General features: G+C 44.5%; 15 protein-coding genes and 1 riboswitch. Of the genes, 11 read left to right on the plus strand and 4 right to left on the minus strand.

Features of this window, described 5'->3' with window-relative positions; all coding sequences use genetic code 11:
• Window positions 1–511 precede the first annotated feature (511 nt).
• The 4 genes from ACQKMP_RS23555 to ACQKMP_RS23570 all read left to right on the plus strand — a co-directional run bounded on the left by ACQKMP_RS23555 (window position 512) and on the right by ACQKMP_RS23570 (window position 8,095).
• Window positions 512–1,885, plus strand: a complete 1,374-nt coding sequence (locus ACQKMP_RS23555) for a sugar phosphate nucleotidyltransferase (protein WP_036676586.1) — start codon at window positions 512–514, stop codon at window positions 1,883–1,885.
• Window positions 1,886–2,021: 136 nt separating this feature from the next.
• Window positions 2,022–2,101, plus strand: a riboswitch (cyclic di-GMP riboswitch).
• A 12-nt stretch (window positions 2,102–2,113) separates the two neighbouring features.
• Entirely contained in the window at window positions 2,114–3,664 is a 1,551-nt protein-coding gene (locus ACQKMP_RS23560; protein WP_427471311.1) for a glycosyl hydrolase, read from the plus strand.
• Between the two features lie 153 nt (window positions 3,665–3,817).
• On the plus strand, window positions 3,818–5,338 hold the full coding sequence (locus tag ACQKMP_RS23565) for a glycosyl hydrolase (RefSeq protein ID WP_427471312.1): 1,521 nt from the start codon (window positions 3,818–3,820) through the stop codon (window positions 5,336–5,338).
• 51 nt (window positions 5,339–5,389) lie between these two features.
• A complete protein-coding gene (locus ACQKMP_RS23570; RefSeq protein ID WP_427471313.1) occupies window positions 5,390–8,095 on the plus strand; it encodes a discoidin domain-containing protein in 2,706 nt (901 codons plus the stop codon).
• Between the two features lie 436 nt (window positions 8,096–8,531).
• Here ACQKMP_RS23570 and ACQKMP_RS23575 read toward each other — a convergent pair whose 3' ends face one another.
• Window positions 8,532–9,578 carry a GNAT family N-acetyltransferase gene (locus tag ACQKMP_RS23575; protein WP_427471315.1) on the minus strand — a complete coding sequence of 349 codons (1,047 nt, stop codon included), beginning with the start codon at window positions 9,576–9,578 and terminating at the stop codon, window positions 8,532–8,534.
• A gap of 194 nt (window positions 9,579–9,772) precedes the next feature.
• Here ACQKMP_RS23575 and ACQKMP_RS23580 point away from each other — a divergent pair, with 194 nt between their 5' ends.
• Both ACQKMP_RS23580 and ACQKMP_RS23585 read left to right on the plus strand, forming a co-directional pair.
• Complete coding sequence (locus ACQKMP_RS23580; protein WP_379423311.1) at window positions 9,773–11,251, plus strand: potassium/proton antiporter; 1,479 nt, start codon at window positions 9,773–9,775, stop codon at window positions 11,249–11,251.
• Window positions 11,252–11,436: 185 nt separating this feature from the next.
• Window positions 11,437–11,892 (plus strand): Dps family protein, encoded by a 456-nt coding sequence (locus ACQKMP_RS23585; protein WP_042185198.1) that lies wholly within the window; start codon window positions 11,437–11,439, stop codon window positions 11,890–11,892.
• Window positions 11,893–11,972: 80 nt separating this feature from the next.
• On the opposite strand, the gene ACQKMP_RS23590 is transcribed toward ACQKMP_RS23585, so the two are convergent.
• Entirely contained in the window at window positions 11,973–12,677 is a 705-nt protein-coding gene (locus ACQKMP_RS23590; protein WP_042185200.1) for an AIM24 family protein, read from the minus strand.
• A gap of 49 nt (window positions 12,678–12,726) precedes the next feature.
• A complete protein-coding gene (locus ACQKMP_RS23595; RefSeq protein ID WP_042185202.1) occupies window positions 12,727–13,194 on the minus strand; it encodes a hypothetical protein in 468 nt (155 codons plus the stop codon).
• Between the two features lie 226 nt (window positions 13,195–13,420).
• On the opposite strand from ACQKMP_RS23595, the gene ACQKMP_RS23600 reads away from it, so the two are divergent.
• The 5 genes from ACQKMP_RS23600 (at window position 13,421) to modB (ending at window position 17,874) form a co-directional block, all read left to right on the plus strand.
• The gene (locus ACQKMP_RS23600) at window positions 13,421–14,107 is read left to right on the plus strand and encodes a M50 family metallopeptidase (RefSeq protein WP_076283905.1); all 687 of its coding nucleotides are present in this window, start codon (window positions 13,421–13,423) and stop codon (window positions 14,105–14,107) included.
• A gap of 191 nt (window positions 14,108–14,298) precedes the next feature.
• The gene (locus ACQKMP_RS23605) at window positions 14,299–14,985 is read left to right on the plus strand and encodes a hypothetical protein (protein WP_379423307.1); all 687 of its coding nucleotides are present in this window, start codon (window positions 14,299–14,301) and stop codon (window positions 14,983–14,985) included.
• Window positions 14,986–15,184: 199 nt separating this feature from the next.
• Entirely contained in the window at window positions 15,185–16,150 is a 966-nt protein-coding gene (locus ACQKMP_RS23610) for a helix-turn-helix transcriptional regulator (RefSeq protein ID WP_042185208.1), read from the plus strand.
• Between the two features lie 237 nt (window positions 16,151–16,387).
• A complete protein-coding gene (gene modA / locus ACQKMP_RS23615) occupies window positions 16,388–17,176 on the plus strand; it encodes a molybdate ABC transporter substrate-binding protein (RefSeq protein ID WP_339245165.1) in 789 nt (262 codons plus the stop codon).
• 35 nt (window positions 17,177–17,211) lie between these two features.
• Window positions 17,212–17,874, plus strand: a complete 663-nt coding sequence (modB, locus tag ACQKMP_RS23620; protein WP_042185211.1) for a molybdate ABC transporter permease subunit — start codon at window positions 17,212–17,214, stop codon at window positions 17,872–17,874.
• Window positions 17,875–18,048: 174 nt separating this feature from the next.
• Here the strand turns inward: modB and ACQKMP_RS23625 are convergent, their stop codons facing one another.
• Window positions 18,049–19,020, minus strand: a complete 972-nt coding sequence (locus ACQKMP_RS23625) for a substrate-binding domain-containing protein (RefSeq protein WP_379423304.1) — start codon at window positions 19,018–19,020, stop codon at window positions 18,049–18,051.
• Between the last annotated feature and the right edge of the window lie 12 nt (window positions 19,021–19,032).

The raw sequence follows: 19,032 nt of genomic DNA on the forward strand, positions 1-19,032 counted from the left end.
AAAGTTAGGTACTCTGATTATATACCGCAGTAGCAGTAGCAGTAGCAGTAGCAGTAGCATTTGTAGTTGTCATTGTCATTGTCTCTGTCTCTGTCTCTGTGGTGGCTACTAGTCTTGCTCTTGTAGTTGCAGTTGTTCTTGCAGTTGCTGCTGCCTCCCCCAGAGCAGAAGCAAATCTTTAGAAAAACGTGCTTGCTTCCGGCTGGTACAGCCCGGTACGCACGGATCAAGTATTAAGAAGAAGTTGGTTAGGTTAAGAACGGAAAGGGAATTTGGAACTGTAGAAACGGAGTGTTCGCCTTTATCCTCGGATTTCTACCGCGAGAAGCGGTTCAATCAGGAAATCTGAGGATAACAGCGATCGGAAGTCCAAAATCCCTTGGAGTGGTTTCTACCTAACAAAGATATAGCTTTTAATACAATCCATTCTAGCTACCACCAAACGGAAGCCAGACGTTTTGATAACAATTCAAATATGCTCGATTTCCATAATTCAAGGAGGGTTCATTCTATGAAAATGGTACTTCTATCAGGCGGTTCAGGTAAACGGTTATGGCCGTTGTCCAACGACTCACGTTCAAAGCAATTTCTAAAGGTACTTGAAAGCCCTCAAGGTGAACCAGAATCCATGGTACAACGTGTCTGGAGACAGCTGGAGGAAGCAGGGATGGCAGAATCATCTTATCTGGCCACCGGCCGCGGCCAAGTAGAAATGATACAAAGCCAACTGGGAAGTCATGTGCCGATTATCGTTGAACCGGAGCGTCGGGATACTTTTCCGGCTATCGCCTTAACAGCTACCTATCTTTATTCAGTGGCAGGTGTTTCTCCAGCGGAGACGGTAGCAATATTGCCTGTTGACCCTTATGTAGAAGCATCCTTTTTCGATACCATAGCTATGCTTGAGGGGACCATGCTGGAAAGTGGAGCAAATCTGGCCCTAATGGGTGTTGTTCCTGAACATGCCTCAGAGAAATACGGATATATTATTCCTACCACCGAAGAGGCGGGGGGAAATGGTTTTATGAAGGTGAGTCACTTTCAAGAGAAACCAGACCGTATACAAGCAGAACAGCTCATCGAGCAAAATGCATTGTGGAATTGTGGAGTGTTTGCCTTCCGCTTAGGGTACTTGTTAGATATTTTGCAGCGTAAAGGGTTGCCTTTAGGATATGAAGAATTGCAGAAGCAGTATAAGCTATTGTCTTCCATCAGCTTTGATTATGAAGTGGTAGAGAAAGAAGAACATATTGTAGTACAGCCGTATGATGGATTCTGGAAGGATCTTGGAACGTGGAATACGCTGACAGAGGAAATGAGCAGCAAGCATGTAGGAAAAGGTTTTGTAACGGCGGATTCTGAGGGGACTTGCTTGATTAATGAGCTGGATATTCCGATTACGGTAATTGGTGCGAAGGATCTGATCATTGCGGCTAGCCCGGATGGGATTCTAGTTACCCATAAAGCTGAGAGCCCACGGATTAAAGAAGTGCTGAAGACCTTTGAACAAAGACCGATGTACGAGGAACGCCGCTGGGGCCATTACAAAGTTATTGATTATGTGAAATATGATGAAGGCAATGAAGTGCTGACCAAACGGATTTTTATATCCGAGGGGAATAATATCAGCTATCAATTACATCGCAAGCGTAGTGAAATTTGGACAATCGTCAGCGGCGAAGCAAGTATTGTGCTGAATGAGAAAAAACATAATGTGAAGGCTGGGGACGTGGTACGTATACCGGAAGGAACGAAGCACGCGATCCTTGCTTTGACGGATGTCGAGTTTATAGAGGTACAGACGGGTTCTGAATTAGTAGAAGAAGATAACATTCGTATTACTTTAGACTGGAATGATATAGAACTACAACAATTCATTTCATAGGTCTAACCTATCTATTTAACCAATCCAAAATTTCTTGAAACAGGTAAATTGACTCAATTATCAAAAAAAGTCATAAAAACACTAAATATATCATTAATTGTCGTCGATACTTACGGTAAGAGAGATTATTTCTCTTAAATTGAAAAGGCAAACCTATCGAAAGGTAGGGACGCAAAGCTATAGGGCCTTCGAAAGAGTGGCAGCCTGGCTACCGAAAGGGAGATTATTTTGAAAGCTTACCGTACGTATCGATTATTTGGCGCATTTCTGACACTCGTCTTGTTTCTGACTGCACTTCCGCTTACTGTTGGAATTTCGCCGTCTGTTGTCATAGCTGCTTCAAATTCTGGAACGCCAGTTACCCCAGGAGCCTCACCTGAAGCCGTAAAGCTGCTTAACTATTTTTACTCGATCTCAGGAAAAGGTATTATTGCTGGTCAACATGACTATTTAGAAAGTCCAGATGAAATTAACAATATGCTGAAGGGAACCAGCGGACAATATGCCGCTCTTCACGGTTATGAACTGGGCGCGATCAGCGGTCAGTCAGAAGGAACGATGGCCTGGCAGCGTCAAAATGTGGTGAACAGCGCGATCAACTGGAATAAAGCGGGCGGGATCGTAGCTATGACTTTTCATGCTAACCTGCCGGGCACCTCTTATGACTGGGATAATGTGAAAAAAACACTTAGTCAGAATGAGTTCGATAGTTACGTTACACCGGGTACCAAGCAATATAACAATCTGATCGCTGAACTTGATAAGGTGGCAGTCTCCCTAAAAAGCTTGCGCGATGCCAATGTTCCGGTGCTTTGGAGACCCTATCATGAAATGAACGGGAACTGGTTCTGGTGGGGGAAGAAAAATAACTTTTCTAAACTTTGGAATATTATGTATGACCGTTTTGTTAACGTTCATAAATTAAATAATTTGTTATGGGTATGGAGTCCGAATGCTCCCAATGTTTGGTCAGATCCTTATGCGCTAACTTATCCAGGTGCTGATAAAGTAGATATTCTGGCAGCAGATATATACGAAAATGATTACCAGCAAAAATACTATGACAGCTTGTTGAGTCTAGCCGCAGGCAAACCGATTGCGATCGGGGAGAATGGTGAAATGCCTAATCTGGAGAAGCTTCAGCAATCACAAAGTAAATGGACGTATATGATGAGCTGGGGAAAAATGCTTTACGAGAATAACAGTGCAGATACAATTAAAACATTTATGAATAGCAACTATACCCTAACTAGAGATAAATTAAATACTAGTCTGGTACCGACACCTAGCGCTGCACCAGCGCCGGCACCTCCCGAAGAAGAGGGTGAGGCAGCAATTCCTCTTGTGAAGGGGCTTGCAGGAGAATATTACAACAACATACAGCTATCGGGAACAGCAGCTCTTACTAGAACTGATGCAATTATCGATTTCAATTGGCGGCAAGGATCGCCGGATGCCGCCCTCGGGATTGATCGTTTCTCCATACGTTGGAGCGGTAAAATTAAGCCATTATATGATGAGCAATATACATTTTACACTACCTCAGATGATGGCATCCGTGTGTGGGTGAATGGGCAATCCGTGATTGATAGTTGGACTAAGCAAAGTGGTACTGAGCGTAAGGGTAATATAACGCTGAAGGCTGGCCAGCTATACGATATCAAGGTGGAGTATTACGAAAATGAAGGCGATGCGAGAGTCCGCTTGATGTGGGAAAGTGCTAGTCAAGCTAAAGAGACAGTTCCAGCAAGTGCACTTTATCTTCCGGATGTCTCCTGATTGATGAAAATTAAAGGTCGATCCTTAGTGGCTCTGCGTTATTGCAGAGCTACTAAGCTATAGTCCTCATTAGGTCAGAAGACGATTGTCCGATAACAGGTATGTTTATTTAGCACCTGTGGAGGCAGTACAGCTACCGAAAGGAGGATTTATTTGCGTAAATATTATAAGCAAAACAGATTGTTGTTTACTATATTACCGGTGTTTATTATTTTTTCCTTGCTGCCTTGGGGAGAGGTTAAGGGTCTTCCGAAGGCTATGAGTGTTTCTTCCGCTCTTCCTCCGGTTATACCAAGCAATCCATCAGCTTCTGAAGAAGCCAAGCAACTGCTGAGTAATTTGGTGAATCTACGTGGCAAAGGAATCCTGTCTGGCCAGCATGATTATCTAGAAAGTCCAGATGAACTGGTTCATAAGCTGAAGAATACATCGGGACAAAATGCCGTTCTACATGGTTATGAATTGGGGGCAATTAATAATCAACCCGAAGGGACGATCGCAGAACAGCGACAAGCTGTTATAGACAGTGCAATGGAGTGGCATCAAGAGGGTGGCATTGTAGCCATGACATTCCATCAGAGTTTGCCGGGAACTTCTCCAGAATGGTCCAATGTAAACAGAAGTCTCAGTCAAGAGAAGTTTAATACTTATGTTACGCCTGGGACGGCTCAGTATAAGAGTCTAATCTCTGATCTAGACGAGATCGCTGGCTATTTGGGACAGCTGCGTGATGCCGGAGTTCCAGTCTTATGGCGACCTTACCATGAAATGAACGGCGGTTGGTTTTGGTGGGGGAAAAAGGACAATTTTTCAGCGCTTTGGAATATTGTCTATGATCGTTTTGTAAATACACATCAACTGAATAATCTACTGTGGGTGTGGAATCCGAATGCGCCGAATGAATGGGCAGATCCTTATGCTGCATATTATCCCGGTGCGGATAAACTCGATGTTCTGGCTGCGGATATCTACAATAACGATTATAAGCAGTCCTACTATGAGGATCTGCTCGCACTTGCTGATGGTAAACCTATCGGAATCGGGGAGAGCGGACAGCTGCCGAACCCGGAAGTATTAACCGAGAAACAAAATAAATGGGTCTATATGATGACCTGGGGAAAATTACTGACAGAAAATAATACGCTACAGTCAATTAAAAGCTTTATGAATGACTCGTTTATAGTATCGAGAGAGGATTACGTTCTCACAACAGGAGGCCCTTCGATAGCACCGGTAATCCCGGTAACTCCAATGGGTTTGACTGGAGAATACTATAACAATACTGATTTAGAGGGAGAAGCGGTACTTATCCGCGATGATCGTAAGATTGATTTTAATTGGCATGGCGGGTCACCTGCACAGGAGATAGATGAAGATCATTTTTCTGTTCGCTGGAAAGGGAAGCTCAAACCCAAATTCAGTGAAAAATATACGATTTCGGCATCCTCTGATGATGGAGTCCGTGTCTGGATTGACGGAAAGCTGATCATCGATAATTGGAAAAATCAAAGTGCAACCCTTCATAAAGGAAGTATCCCGCTCACAGCCGGAACACTTTATGATATCCAAATTGAATATTATGAGAATGAAGGAGATGCTAATCTTCGCTTGCTGTGGGAGAGTTCCAGCCAGAAGCAGCAGGTGATTCCACAAGGGGCATTGTTCCTTCCTTAATCTAATGAAATGATAGTGTTAGACATTCCGGAAGAAAGAGAGGACCTATGGATGGGAATAACGAGGAGAATATCTAATAGAAAAAATAGGATAACTGCAAACAAACCATTACTGTTATTACTGAAATTCACCGCATTAACCGTCTTGTTTCTGTTGTCTGTCTCTGTTTTCGGAACGAATAAGACGAACGATTATAAGGCAGGTGCCAATATACCAAGATTAGCTACAGGAAGTGATGTTGCAGCAGAAATACCGGATGGTACTGTGATCTGGAATCTGGGACAACATGATGGCTCAGCAGCTGAGTTCGCTGCGAGTGGCACTTCTGGCAGTAAGAAGGTATTTAATGTTCCTTCTTCAGCGCTCAAATCATCGGCTCTTCAGAGCTTGCCTGCAGGCTTGAATGGAAAGACCCAGCCGGAATTAACGATCACCTATCAGCTAAATAAGATCCCGGAGAATGGGGTCTTATTTAGCGTAGGAATTCTGGATGCTTATAAATCCGTGCCGCAAATGAGTGTGTTTTCCAATCGTCAATTGTCAGGGATCATTCAAATTGCGGGCGTATCGGGCACAGAAAGTGAATATAGCTTTCAAAAATCCTATGAATTATACATTCCCAAGGAGCAATTGAAGCTGGGAACGAACGAATTGAAGCTGCAAACGGTTCGCTGTTTATATTGCAGTGACAAAGAAGACGAATATTCCTGGTGGACTTGGGATAATCTCCGTTTAGAATCTCTTAACGCTCCAATTTCCGAGCCTATTCATGGCAGCTATACACTGACCGGAACAGTAGTGAATAATAAACAGTTTTACTTTGATGAAGGTGCGGTTACGCACTTGCCTTATGTTATCAAATGGCTAGGGATGGCTTATAGCGGCAATGTGATGCGTACCAGTTGTGCCAGTGATGTCGGGAGATCCTGCTCAGATATGCTGGAATATTACAAGGTATTGAAGGATTACAACATGCAGGCGGTTGCTCTGTATTTGCATACTGGTGATATTAAGCTTAAGGCAGATGGATCGTTGCCTGCTGATGCGGAGAAAAAGCTGACAGATTATTTTGAACAATATAGCCCTTATTTTCAATATTATGAGGTAGATAATGAGCCAGGGTTATTTAATCGTTCTAAGGCAGTGAACCTGACGATTGCGGACTGGTTGAATAAAAAGGGGAAGCAAATCGCGCCCCATTTACAAACTGTTGCTCCGGGCTGGGCGTATTGGCCGAGCTACAGTGAAGATTCCTGTGGTAATCAGAAGGGAACCGGGAAGGAATGTGGAGATCCGGATGGCTGGGAACGTGATCCAGAGCAACGTATGGAGCTGGAGAAGGTTACGGATTTGACCAATGGACACTCCTACGGTGACTCTTATATTTTTAGTAATGGAGGAAGCTTTACTGAGAATTTGAAGACCTTCACTGGCGCAGACAATGGACTTGGCAAAAAAATGCTGACCACTGAATTTGGTACCTCGGACAGTCATGTGGATGCCTATCAATACGGGGCAACGGAGCGGACAGCGGCTGTATTCGACCGGATCATGCGTGCGCATATTGGTTATGCGGATATGTTTGTGCAGCATGCTGCTTTTTTTAAGGATTTCAGTTTATTCAAATACGGGTTTAATTTAGAAGAGCATGATCCGGCGACCACAGAGATTTATTATACAAAAGAAAATGAGGATTCACGTGTCAGCATCATGAGAAGGCTCAGTCTTGCCTATGCTACACATGGAGCTCCGCTAACTTATCAAATTGCCAACAAAGATGTGTTAGCCGACAAGCTGGTATATGTTCGGGCCGTGGATACTTCTACATTGAAGCCTCTTGCTGGAAGCGGGGCGACTTCAAATAAGGTACTGGTTAATTTCGTTAACTTTGAGTCTACTCCACAGACCGTGAGTGTAAATGTGACTATGCCGAAAAACGGGGTGTATGAAGGGGAGCGTTTTGGAAACGGGGATACGTATGAAAAAGCAAGAAGTTATGTAACAGGTAAAAAGGCTACTCCCACGTTAACCTTTACGGAGACACTTGCTCCGGGAGAGGCTGTGCAGTATATTTTGCAGCCTTCCACTGAAGTAAAGCCGTCGGCCCCTAAAGGATTCAAAGCCGCAGCAACAAAAGGTTTAGCTGTAAAATTAAATTGGTTGGAGGCACCAGGAGCAAGCTTTGAGCTGCTTCGCGCTGAAGGTAGCGGTGGGGAAATGAAGGTGGTAGCCACCGATGTGAAGCTTACAGAATATACGGATCATAATTTACGTGAAGGGACGTTATATACCTACGCGGTAAGGGTATCCGGCTCTAATTTACTGTCCGATAAAGTTCAGATTACAGCCACCGGACTGGTTCCTCTGGATCGTACTAAATGGAAGGTATCCTCAAATGTGAATACGGCAGCATCAGCTCCTAGTCTGGCTATCGATGGGGATCGGCGCACGCGCTGGGATACGGGGAAACATCAGGCCTCCGGAGAGTATTTTCAGATTGATCTGGGTGAAGCACATGAAATTGAAAGAATAGATTTGGACAGCACGCTTTCACCTTTTGATTATCCAAGAGACTATGTAGTCTATATTTCTGACGATGCTCAAAACTGGAACAAACTCACGTCTGGTAAAGGTGCGAAAGAGCTTACTAAGATATCCTTTTCTAAAGTGAAGACGAGGTATATCAAAATTGTACAGACCGGATCCGGCGGGAATTATTGGTCCATTCAAGAGTTGCAGGTGTATTCCAGAGAATAAGGGTATCATTTGAATTTATATAATCATTTATAGCGCATACTAAATTACTGTGAGATAGATCTACAATGGAATAGGGAATTCTTCCCTATAAATTTTGTGTTTTAGGGTTGAACAGGTGGAATACAGGGAATTTCTCCCTGTATTCCAGCGGATATCGCCGTTTTTTTTAGAAAATCCTCCGTATTATAGGGAGAAATTCCGCATAACTGGGCAATTGTGAGGAAATCATCCTAAATAGAGGGAGTTTTTCCACATAAAACTCCTTCCCCAACGCCCCATCACAATTTCTTAGACTGACTGCAGAAGGTGGGGGAGTTTGGGATATCCTCATAGATCAGAATGTATATGTTACACGGCATATATTATCTTTCTCTTTCTCGCAGAAACGGAAGCCGTCCTTAAAAGGACGGCTTCCGTTTATTCTTGTTTAAATCCGTTAAATGAAACGAAGTCCAGACATATACGGCAAAGCAATAGCATCGGAATCCGCTGATCTCGCTGGATCAAAGAGCAGCGAGATCAGCTCCTTGTCGTCCTGCACGGACGACAAGTCGAGGCTATTGCGGCAGCCTTCGGTCTGCCGCAATAGCGCTTCCCGGTCTGCGATGCAGACCGTCCCGCTGTTCGCGCCGCCGCTTAAGCTGGCGCCGGCGTCCCGCAGAAGCGCGAGCAAGCCGCGCTCCTGCCACGGCACAGGCACTTGCAGCGTGCCAACGCCGCCGCACAAGGCCGCCTTGGCCAGCAATGCCGCTACCGCGCTCGGCTGGCCGGCCCATTCCACCGCCGTCGCCGCGTTCGGCGCGGGCACGTCTGCCGCCGCGGGCACAGCCACCGCGGCGAACCCCTCGATGCTGCCGTCCCGAACGGCTACGAGTGTGCGCTGGGCTAAGCCCATCACACCCGCGTAAGCCTCGGTCCCCAGCAGCAGCGCCAGCTCACCCGGACTATATACATGTCCGGCTTCGCGTTCATTGAGCAGCCGGTAGACTCCGAAGAAGTCGCCCGGCTGCATTGGCCGCAGCGTCCATTCTTCTCCTGCTGCGGCTGCAAGAGCCTGAGCTGAGCTTGCGTTCAGCTCGGCAAATTGCGTACCTCCGAACGGTACGCACCCAGCTCGGGTGTATAACGAACGATCACCCGAGACAAAAATCAGCGATGCCTCGGCCTCGGCAGCATGACTCTGGCATAGCTGTAGAAGTTGGCCCGCCAGTCCTTGGCCCCGAAAAGCGGGATCGGTGCAGACAGCACCTATGGAGAATACATTCAGGAAAGCATCTCCAGTCTTGATCGTGGAGGGTACGAGCCCCATGAAAGCAGCAACCGTTCCGTCATCGGCAATAGCCGCGTAGGAATGACTGAGTCCAGGGCGGAAAATAAGTGGAAACAGTTCTTTCATTGAAGTGGCACCCGGTTCACGAAAGACAGAATCTGCGAGCAGAGATGCTTGGTCTAGCTCCGCAGGTTTAATTAATCTCAATTGCATAACATTCAACCTCCTATATGTACACACGATGGGGAGAAAGCATTTACATAAAGTATAAGGCCCGGGGAATGAAATCTCCAATCTTGTTTATATTATTCAATGTCTCAAAAGGATATCGAAAAGGGTAATAAAGTACATAAATAAGGAAGCTTCTTATATTTTAAAGCTAGAAGAGAAAGGGAAGTGAATAATCGGTGTCCCAACTTGCAGATAATATTATATTATTACTGGCAGCACTCCTACTTGTAGGCGTATTTTCCACCAAGTTCTCCACTAAATTTGGAATGCCAGCTTTAGTGCTGTTTCTTGCTGCGGGGATGGTGCTAAGCCAATTTGTTTTTTTTAACAATGCTTCCTTAACGCAAATGGCCGGGATCTTCGCATTGGTTGTCATATTATTCGAAGGTGGCATGCAGACGAATATTAAGGATATTAAACCTGTTATTCGGCCGGCATTATCCTTATCAACGGTAGGCGTAATCATGACGACAGCCATTGTAGGGGTATTCGCTAAGCTGATCCTTGATGTGACATGGCCAGAAAGCTTTCTGTTTGGAGCGATCGTTGGATCGACAGATGCGGCTGCAGTTTTCTCGGTACTCGGCGGTAAGAACATTGATAAACGTCTGACCTCGACGTTAGAAGCAGAATCAGGAAGTAACGATCCAATGGCGGTGTTCTTGACAGTCTCGCTAATCGAATGGATACAGCATCCGGATATGGCGATATGGGGGCTGCTGTTATCTTTTATATGGGAGATGGGCATTGGCTTAGTACTTGGTTTTGTGCTGGGGAAGATCGCAGTTTTCTGTATCAATCGAATTAACCTGGATTCCACAGGTCTTTATCCAGTAATGGCGATTGGCTTTGCTGTTCTGACCTATGGTTTATCAGCATGGGTACATAGCAGCGGGCTGCTGGCTGTTTATGTTATGGGCCTTACGCTTGGGAATTCCGAGCTAATGTATCACCGTACCATTATGAATTTTAGTCATGGTTTTGCTTGGATGATGCAAATATTTATGTTCATACTGCTTGGTTTGTTAGTATTTCCACAGGAGCTGGCGGAAGTGGCATGGCAAGGTATCTTGTTATCCGTCATTCTGATGGTTGTAGCTAGACCAATCGGTGTATTTATAAGCCTGCACTTTTCCAAATTTACGATCCGCGAGAAGACTTTGATTTCTTGGGCCGGACTTCGTGGAGCCGTTCCGATTGTGTTAGCGACTTATCCGCTGCTGGCTGATCTGTCTCACGGACGACTATTCTTTAATGTTGTGTTCTTTGTCGTACTGACCTCGGCGGTGATTCAGGGAACTAGTATTTCCCCGCTAGCATCCCGATTGAAGCTTGTGGGGCAAGAAGATTCAGATCAGCCTTCCCTGATGGAGCTGGTTGCTCTTGGCAAGACAGACTCGGAGTTTAACCATATTGGAATTAACCCTTATATGCCCATTGCTGGACAGATGATTTCAGAAATAGGTCTGCCAGATGATATCTTATTTACGGCAATTATCCGCAATAAAAAGATTGTCACTCCGCATGGAAGTACTGTTATTGAGCCTGGGGATACTGTGTATGTCCTAAGTCCGAAGAGTAAGCGTGATGAGATGAGGGCTTTCTTCCGCAGCAGGAAAGGAAAGACCGCGGAGGAGGATGTTTCTTTAATCTAGAGAAGAGACTCTTTTACCAAAGTGTGACACACATAATAGGCTTCATAACATAAGCTGTGCTAGAATCGGCACAACATATAATCTCCAGAATAGTTGCAAAACACGAAAGAGTGTGTTAAATTGTATATAGATTTAGAACGAGTCTAAATACAATTATAATAAATGAACCATAGGAGGTTTTATTAATGACAACACAATTAAAGAACCATACTGAACTGCAAGCTGCTTTGAACCGCCAAACTGCGAACTGGTTCCTGCTCGGGGTAAAGCTTCATCATTATCACTGGTATGTTAGCGGATCTCAATTCTTCACACTGCATGAGAAGTTTGAAGAGCTATACAATGAAGCTGCGGGTTATGCAGATGATTTGGCTGAGCGTTTGCTTTCTATTGGTGGACAACCAGCCTCCACAATGAAGCAATATCTTGAATTGTCCGACTTACAAGAAGCTCGCGGCGGCGAAGATGCTAAAGGTATGGTACTTGAGCTCGTGAGAGACTTTAAGACTGTTGCTAAAGAACTGCAAGATGCAATTGCTACTGCTGAAGAATTGAGCGATCAACCAACTGCGGATCTGCTGATTGGCATCAGAAGCAGCATTGAGAAACATGCTTGGATGCTGAATGCCTTTATCGGCTAAGACAACATCCTTATAGGGATAGAATGCACAAAGAGCGCCTGCGTATGGTTAACGCATGGCGCTCTTTTTTTTGAAGCATTCTATTTAATAAATACTCCACCAAATGGCACGGCTTCGCGCAGAAATCGTTTAATAATTCCATCATCGTTATTATCTCTTTCAAATCGGCGATTCTGGCGTCCGGCTTGAAACAACACAGGGCCGTGGCCCGTCATCTTCCAATGATAACTCATATGCTGGCTAGCTAAATGGTTGCCGTAAACGGTAAGCTCCAGCTTCGCATTCTCAGGATAGGCAATAATGCTGCCTGCATCCACATAGAGCGGATTGTAAGGATGAAGCTCAGCTTCACATACCGTACCTTCAGTCAATATACCAATGATGCCGTTACCCGTAAATTTCACTTTCACAATATCTCGTGTAACGAGCACATTCTTCATACTTAGCACTCGTGTATCCATCGTAACTCCCTTGCTGTAGAAGAAGAGATGTTTAAAGTCGTACAATAAATCGCTCTTTCCATCAAGCTGCAGAATCTTTACCCGATAACCTGGTGGAAGGGCGGCGACAAAATGGCAAGGGCCAGACATATCCGAACGAATCAGTTTTCGCTTGCGATAGATGCCCTTTACATCCATAAATCTGTCTGCCCGTCCAGTGGCAGGCCCTTGATAAGCGATAATTTGTTGTGGGTGCAGCACATGAACCTCTTCCTTCTCCCCAAGGGTGAAGGCTACGGCTTGTCCGCTCCCGCTGTCGCTTTCATCTTGGACATCGATGTTCATATTTCATCTCCCTCATGCTGTAGACGTGATCTTTACTGAATGTTCAAGATTAGCGCAGGCGGTCTCCTTTTCTAGAACGGTGAAGCATGCTGAAACGAACAATACGGATGAGTATAAAATACCCCAGAATTAGACCAATCCCCGTAAAAATAGTCACTTTGATTTTATGATAATATTCTTCGCGTGCCGTCCGGTCATTTTGCAACTCATCAACCATCTGCGTTAGTTGGCGATTCTGCTCCTGAAGGGCTTCGTTCTGTGTCCGGTAGGCCTCCATTTCCTGCATGGTATTCGTAAGCTTATCCTTCGCCTGTTGTAGCTCTTCAGCTGTCTGCTGAAATCCTTCTTTCAATTCATTGACTTCATTTGGAAGCTCAGAGAAGCTTTTGAATCCATTATAGATATCACTGAATATATTGGCTTGTGCTACTGGGGCCGGAAGAGATATGGAAAGGGTCAGCAGAAGCAGGAGCGAACATAACAGCTGTAGATATTTACGGTATTTACGTTGTTTCATCTATATAATCACCACCCAATTTAGGCTTGTATTTCTTTTATTTTAACACAGCTTGACAGCTTCTGACAGCGTACGCTAAACGTGAATAGGGCTTCTTGGGTCAGTATTATTTGCCTGTTTGAAGTGAGGTTACACTTCCTTGTAAAGAACGATTTGGCTGTGCTCAACATGATTGAGAAGAGGGACTATTTATCGTATACTTTGGACGGAAAGGGGCTGCTGCGGAATGAATAAATGGCTTAAGACAATGTTATTTTTGGTCGGATCTGCTTTTTTGACGAGGTTGATTCCATTCTCATCTTTGTTTCGGAATTTGGACACGATGATTCATGAATTTGGTCATGCGCTGGTGACTTTACTGCTGTCTGGCAGTGTGCTGCGGATTGAACTATACGCGAATCATAGTGGGGTCACCTATTCAGCCATTCAAGATGGAGGCAGAGCGATACTGGTGTCGCTATCCGGGTATGTGCTGGCTTCCTTATTCGCATTGCTACTCTTCTATCTCTACAGTAAAGGACGGCATGATTGGGGACTTATTTTAGCTACTACAGTAGCATTGATTATGCTGGTAATGTACGTGCGGGGAAGCTTCGGAATGATGTGGTTAGGCGGGTTTATTGCGCTGAATGTTTTAATGCTGGTGGTGTGGAAAAAGGCCAGCAAATATTATTATTTGTTATTAGCTTTTTTGACCTTGGAAGAGTCTGTAATGGGAAGTTTATTTCTCGTATATGCGGCCGTTGTATCCCCATCTCGTGCGGGAGATGCCAGTAACCTGGCAAGGATGACATCGGTGCCGGCCATATTTTGGGCAGTCCTATTTTTTATATTTTCTCTGCTTTGCGCCAAATGGGCGCTGGGACTATTTTTTAAGCGGGAGCGAGTGCAGCCTAAACTTCAGAGTCGTTAAAGTTAAAAACATAAAATTTTCGTCATAAACAGACAAAAGGGGCTGTTTTTGCGAGAGTCAGTCTACTTAGTATGTAGAATGGCTCTTTTTTTGTCGATAATATAGAACCGAACATACATTCCATGACATGGAGTTGTCCGCCATTATTGGTACATTAATAGAAGACCCAAAAAAAGAAAGAGGTGGAAAATATGATGGAAAGTATTACTCCTATATTTACGTGGGGTCAAGATCGTATTTTTGCAGGTGGAAATCGGGATGTTGTTTTACTTGTCGAATGGAAAGGAAATTTGCCTTCAGAAAATAGCCGACCAAGCAGCCACAAAGTGGTTGCACGTGATATTGAACTACGAGTTTGGCTTGAGCCACATGTAACTTTTAAGCGCTGTTATGGATGTGAAATGGAGGCTGGAGAAGGGAATTCACTCTTGCTTAAGCTTGGAAAAATAAAAACAGGACAACGCAAATTCATAGGATTGGAGTTCACTACTTCTAGTTCTGTAGCAGGTAAATATGAAGCATTATCCCTACAGTGGAAGTATAAAAAACCAACTGTAGAGCGTGTTCGTGAACTTCCCGTGAAGGTACTTGAGCTGGAGTACGCGCATCATACGCGCATTCTGAGCGATACTTGCTGCTTTTATGTTGAGAAGCATCTGGAATTGTTGAAGACGGCTGAAACGGTTGAAGCAGCAGAGGCACTACGAAGTAAAGGCCAGTATAGTGAAGCTCACGAAATGCTCAATCGACATGCGGATAAGATGTTGCTACTCGCAGTACGCTCTGGAGATCCTTTGCTGCTTAAAGAGGCTGAAATGTTGTATAAACAGATCGGGTTCGAGCATCAGCAACGAAGTAAAGCCGTTGGTGGAATTTAATATAGGACTCACTGCACGAGGATGCACATAAGCGAAAAAAGACCTATACATAAATTGGATTTTTCAGCGGATTCGGCGGAAAATTATAAGAAGAATTGTAATATAAAATGTGGTAACATAGTAAAAAAGTTCTATCACAATTTTACTTTTTTTCATAAAATAATGGGTCTATTTAACCATAAATCAAGGGGAACTGAATATGACAGACCGATTAATCCGACTGATGCGCATTATTACACTTGTTCAAGCCAAGCCAGGGATATTAGCCCGCGAATTGGCGGAACGCTGCGGCAACAGCGAGAGAACGATTTACCGGGATATGGACGCGCTTAGCGCCATGCATATTCCCATAACCCACCTGGGGCATGGAAAAGGTTATGCTTTTATTGGGAATTTTGCACTCTATCCCTTGGATTGGTCGGAAGAAGAAGCAAACGCATTTTCGCAATTACGCTATATTATGGAAGATATAAAACCAGCATTACCCATAGATTTTGAAAGCGCGTATGAAAAAGTAGTCGCAGCTGAATATAAACGTAAGGCGGAGAGAGAAGAGACAATAGAACGTGCAAGAAGAGAAGTAGGGGTGGGGTGGGCAGAAAGAAGCAGTTCGCATATGGAACAACACTCATTTCTTACTCCGATCCTGGAGGCTTTATTAAAGCAAAAGAGTATTCAAGCGAATTATAGTGAGAATGCATTAGAAGAGAAAGGGATCACCATTGATCCTTATTGTCTGGTCCCGCTGGAAAGTCGTTTTCATCTCATTGGATTTTGTCATCGTCAGGGTGTTATTCGTACATATCATATCAACGATTTTTCTAATGTGAAGCCATTAAATCGTTTTTTTTCGAAGGAAGCGTTTGATGTGCAAGCCTTTATGAAGCAGAAATGGTCACTCGATAGGGATAGTTTACAGGTAGAATTCAAAGTGAAATTCTCGGAACGGGTAATGGAAGGAATTAAGAAGGACGAATTGCCTTTTAAGCCAAGTAAAGTGGATCGTCAATCTAGATGTTTTCACTTTAAGGTTGCCGTGGAACAAGATATAGGATTTGTCCGCTGGATTAAGAGATTCGAAGAGGAAGCAGAAATCATTGAACCGTACTATTACCGTGAAGTAATCAGGCAGCAGTTGGAAAAATGGAGTTCGCACTATAAATAGTGATACGCTCATTTGACCTTCGTTCAATTCGAAAGATGGGGTGCTTGAGCAACCATTTAAATGGTTGCCGGTGGCATCCTTTTTTTGCGAGTAAGTCCAAGATACTCATTTCTAACTATCTAATTATAACAATATATAACTAAACATATCCAAACACAACTCAATCTATAGAAAATCGAAAAAACGTATGCTAGAATAGCATCTACATATATACATGTGAAAATGGGAGGAATGGAAATGTTTAAGAAATGGTCAGTCAGAATCTTTGGTGTATTAGCAATTTTTTTGGTTGTGAATTTTTCTGCGGGCGCAGGGTTGGAGGTAGAGGCAGCCGCCAAGAAGACAGAGATTATAGTATCCGCCGCAGCCAGCTTGCAGGATAGCTTAGATAAAATGGCGCTTCTCTATGAGAAGAAGCATCCCGATATTGATTTGGTCTTTAATTATGCTGCATCTGGCACATTACAGAAGCAGATTGAGCAGGGTGCTCCGGCGGATCTGTTCTTCTCTGCAGGGGATAAACAGATGAATGCGTTAGTGGATGCTGGACTGATCTCTGACCATAAGGTTCTGCTTAAGAATCAGTTGGTTCTAGTCGTACCTTCGAATTCAAAAGCTTCATTAAATACAATCACTCAACTTACGGATAAATCCTTTAAGAAGGTAGCGGTAGGGCAGCCTGAATCTGTGCCCGCTGGCCAATATGCTCAGCAATCGTTAACTGCGAAGAAGGTATGGGATACGCTGCAAAACAAACTTGTATTTGCGAAGGATGTACGTCAGGTTCTGTCTTACGTCGAAACGGGGAATGTCGATGCAGGCTTTGTATATAAGACAGATGCATTGACTTCAAAAAAGACGAAGATCGCCCTTACTGTAGGCCCGCATGTTCACAAAGCTATTAATTATCCGGCGGGTATCGTGAAGGATTCAAAGAATCAAAAGGAAACTAAAGAATTTTACAATTATCTTCAAAGCAAAGAGGCTAGTGATATTTTTGCAAGCTATGGCTTCTTGCTTCCTTAAATAAGAAATCATGAGTAGAAGCGGGGTGAATAAGGATGGAAATAAATTGGACTGATTTCTTCGCCCCGGTATGGCTTTCCGTTAAAATTTCAGTAATTACCAGCATCATTGTATTTATTCTTGCAACGGCCGCGGCTAAGGCTATGGCAGGTCGCAAGTTCCCTGGTTATAGCTTGGTCGAGACGGTAATGCTGCTTCCACTTGTGTTGCCGCCGACAGTTGTCGGATTTGTGTTGTTGGTCGTCTTAGGTCGTCGCAGCTGGATTGGCAGATGGTATGAACAAATGACGGAGCATACGATCCTTTTTACATGGGGGGCTGCGGTTATCGCTGCGGTTGTCGTAGCTTTTCCTCTCGTTTACCGTACGGTGAAGGCGGGCTTTGAAGGCGTGGAAGCGGATCTTGAAGATGCGGCGCGTGCGCAGGGAGCGAGCGAACTGCAGGTACTGCGTTATGTCACATTGCCCCTTGCAGGTCGGTCACTCGCTGCTGGGTATGTTCTAGGTTTTGCCCGCGGTTTAGGAGAATTTGGCGCAACGATCATGGTAGCTGGAAATATTCCTGGCCGCACGCAGACTGTACCTACAGCGATCTATGTCGCGGTGGATGGCGGCAACATGACCCTTGCTTGGATGTGGGTGTGCTCCATTATTGTTATGTCTGCTGTGATGTTGATGTTTGTGAACCGGCGTACTTAATTATGCTCGACAGAGATCGCTCCGCTGACCTCAGTGGGAATGTCGATTGGAAATCTTGATAAATTTAAAAAAACCTAGCCCATCCAGGAGTAACCTGGGATGGACTAGGTTTTTTTTCTTTAGAAACGCACCGTTAAAACAAAACCTCTTTAATAAGAAGCAAGCTTGTGACTATCAGGTTTCGTAAATAATCGTCCCGGTTTCCGTGAGATCATATCCGTGAATGGACCCAAGCTCACTTTGAAAGGCTGGCGAGCGTAAAATATCAATCACGGTGGTGATCCAGTGCTCATTTCCCGGTTTCTTGAGCATCACTAGATCATAACACTCCTGAATCAAGGGAATGAAATCAACGCCGTCGACAATCTGAGCAGCCTTCTCGGTACCGATGGCCACATCGGCTTCTCCTCGTGACACTTTACCAGCGACTGCCAAATGACTATTCTCCTCCTGCGCATATCCAGATAGGCTTGCGGCAGGAATGCCGTGCAATCGGAGTTGCTCATCCAATAACACACGTGCACCAGCGCCTCGTTCTCTATTAATCAGTGTAAGTCCATCCTGTTGCAGATGAGACCATTCATGAAGACCTTTAGGATTTCCCTTTTGAACATACAATCCTGCACTTCGGGTCAACAGACGAACTACAACATAAGAGAAGCCTACAAGGATTTTACGAATATAGGGAAGGTTATATTCTCCAGTATCCCCGTCGAGCAGATGCGTACTGACGATGTCCGACTCGCCCTGATACATGGCAATGAGACTATCTAGACTGCCAGCGTAAGAACGAAGAGGGCGCTCAGTGGGCAGGCAACGCTCCAAATAGGTGGCTAGAATATCGAGTGACATATCCTGACCCGTAATCACGAGGCTGTGCCCTGTAGCTTTACTATTAAATTGGCCAGAATGTGTGGCAACTTGTGTTAGATTTGCTCCAGCAAAAGTCAGCGGCGATATCGATAGGGTCATGCCACTTCGAGCATTCTGTTTGTAGGCTTCTAAATCGGATTGATCCACACGCATCTGTTTTCCTACACGGTAGGAGGGAAGCTCCCCTTTTTTAATCAGATCATATACTTTTAATTTCGAGATCTTCAGTAAACGGGCAATTTCCTCAGTCGTATAGGATGTGTTATCAGACATGACAAAAGCCTC

The organism is Paenibacillus sp. NPDC101420, from assembly GCF_050277435.1.
In the GTDB taxonomy this organism is placed as follows: Bacteria; Bacillota; Bacilli; order Paenibacillales; family Paenibacillaceae; genus Paenibacillus_AQ.

Excerpts from the sequence above, each read along its gene's own strand:
- ACQKMP_RS23600 (WP_076283905.1), top strand. The coding sequence starts at position 13,421 with ATGAATAAATGGCTTAAGACAATGTTATTTTTGGTCGGATCTGCTTTT.
- ACQKMP_RS23605 (WP_379423307.1), top strand. The coding sequence starts at position 14,299 with ATGATGGAAAGTATTACTCCTATATTTACGTGGGGTCAAGATCGTATT.
- ACQKMP_RS23585 (WP_042185198.1), top strand. The coding sequence starts at position 11,437 with ATGACAACACAATTAAAGAACCATACTGAACTGCAAGCTGCTTTGAAC.
- modB (WP_042185211.1), top strand. The coding sequence starts at position 17,212 with ATGGAAATAAATTGGACTGATTTCTTCGCCCCGGTATGGCTTTCCGTT.
- ACQKMP_RS23610 (WP_042185208.1), top strand. The coding sequence starts at position 15,185 with ATGACAGACCGATTAATCCGACTGATGCGCATTATTACACTTGTTCAA.
- ACQKMP_RS23555 (WP_036676586.1), top strand. The coding sequence starts at position 512 with ATGAAAATGGTACTTCTATCAGGCGGTTCAGGTAAACGGTTATGGCCG.
- modA (WP_339245165.1), top strand. The coding sequence starts at position 16,388 with ATGTTTAAGAAATGGTCAGTCAGAATCTTTGGTGTATTAGCAATTTTT.
- ACQKMP_RS23590 (WP_042185200.1), bottom strand. The coding sequence starts at position 12,677 with ATGAACATCGATGTCCAAGATGAAAGCGACAGCGGGAGCGGACAAGCC.
- ACQKMP_RS23570 (WP_427471313.1), top strand. The coding sequence starts at position 5,390 with ATGGGAATAACGAGGAGAATATCTAATAGAAAAAATAGGATAACTGCA.
- ACQKMP_RS23595 (WP_042185202.1), bottom strand. The coding sequence starts at position 13,194 with ATGAAACAACGTAAATACCGTAAATATCTACAGCTGTTATGTTCGCTC.
- ACQKMP_RS23625 (WP_379423304.1), bottom strand. The coding sequence starts at position 19,020 with ATGTCTGATAACACATCCTATACGACTGAGGAAATTGCCCGTTTACTG.
- ACQKMP_RS23575 (WP_427471315.1), bottom strand. The coding sequence starts at position 9,578 with ATGCAATTGAGATTAATTAAACCTGCGGAGCTAGACCAAGCATCTCTG.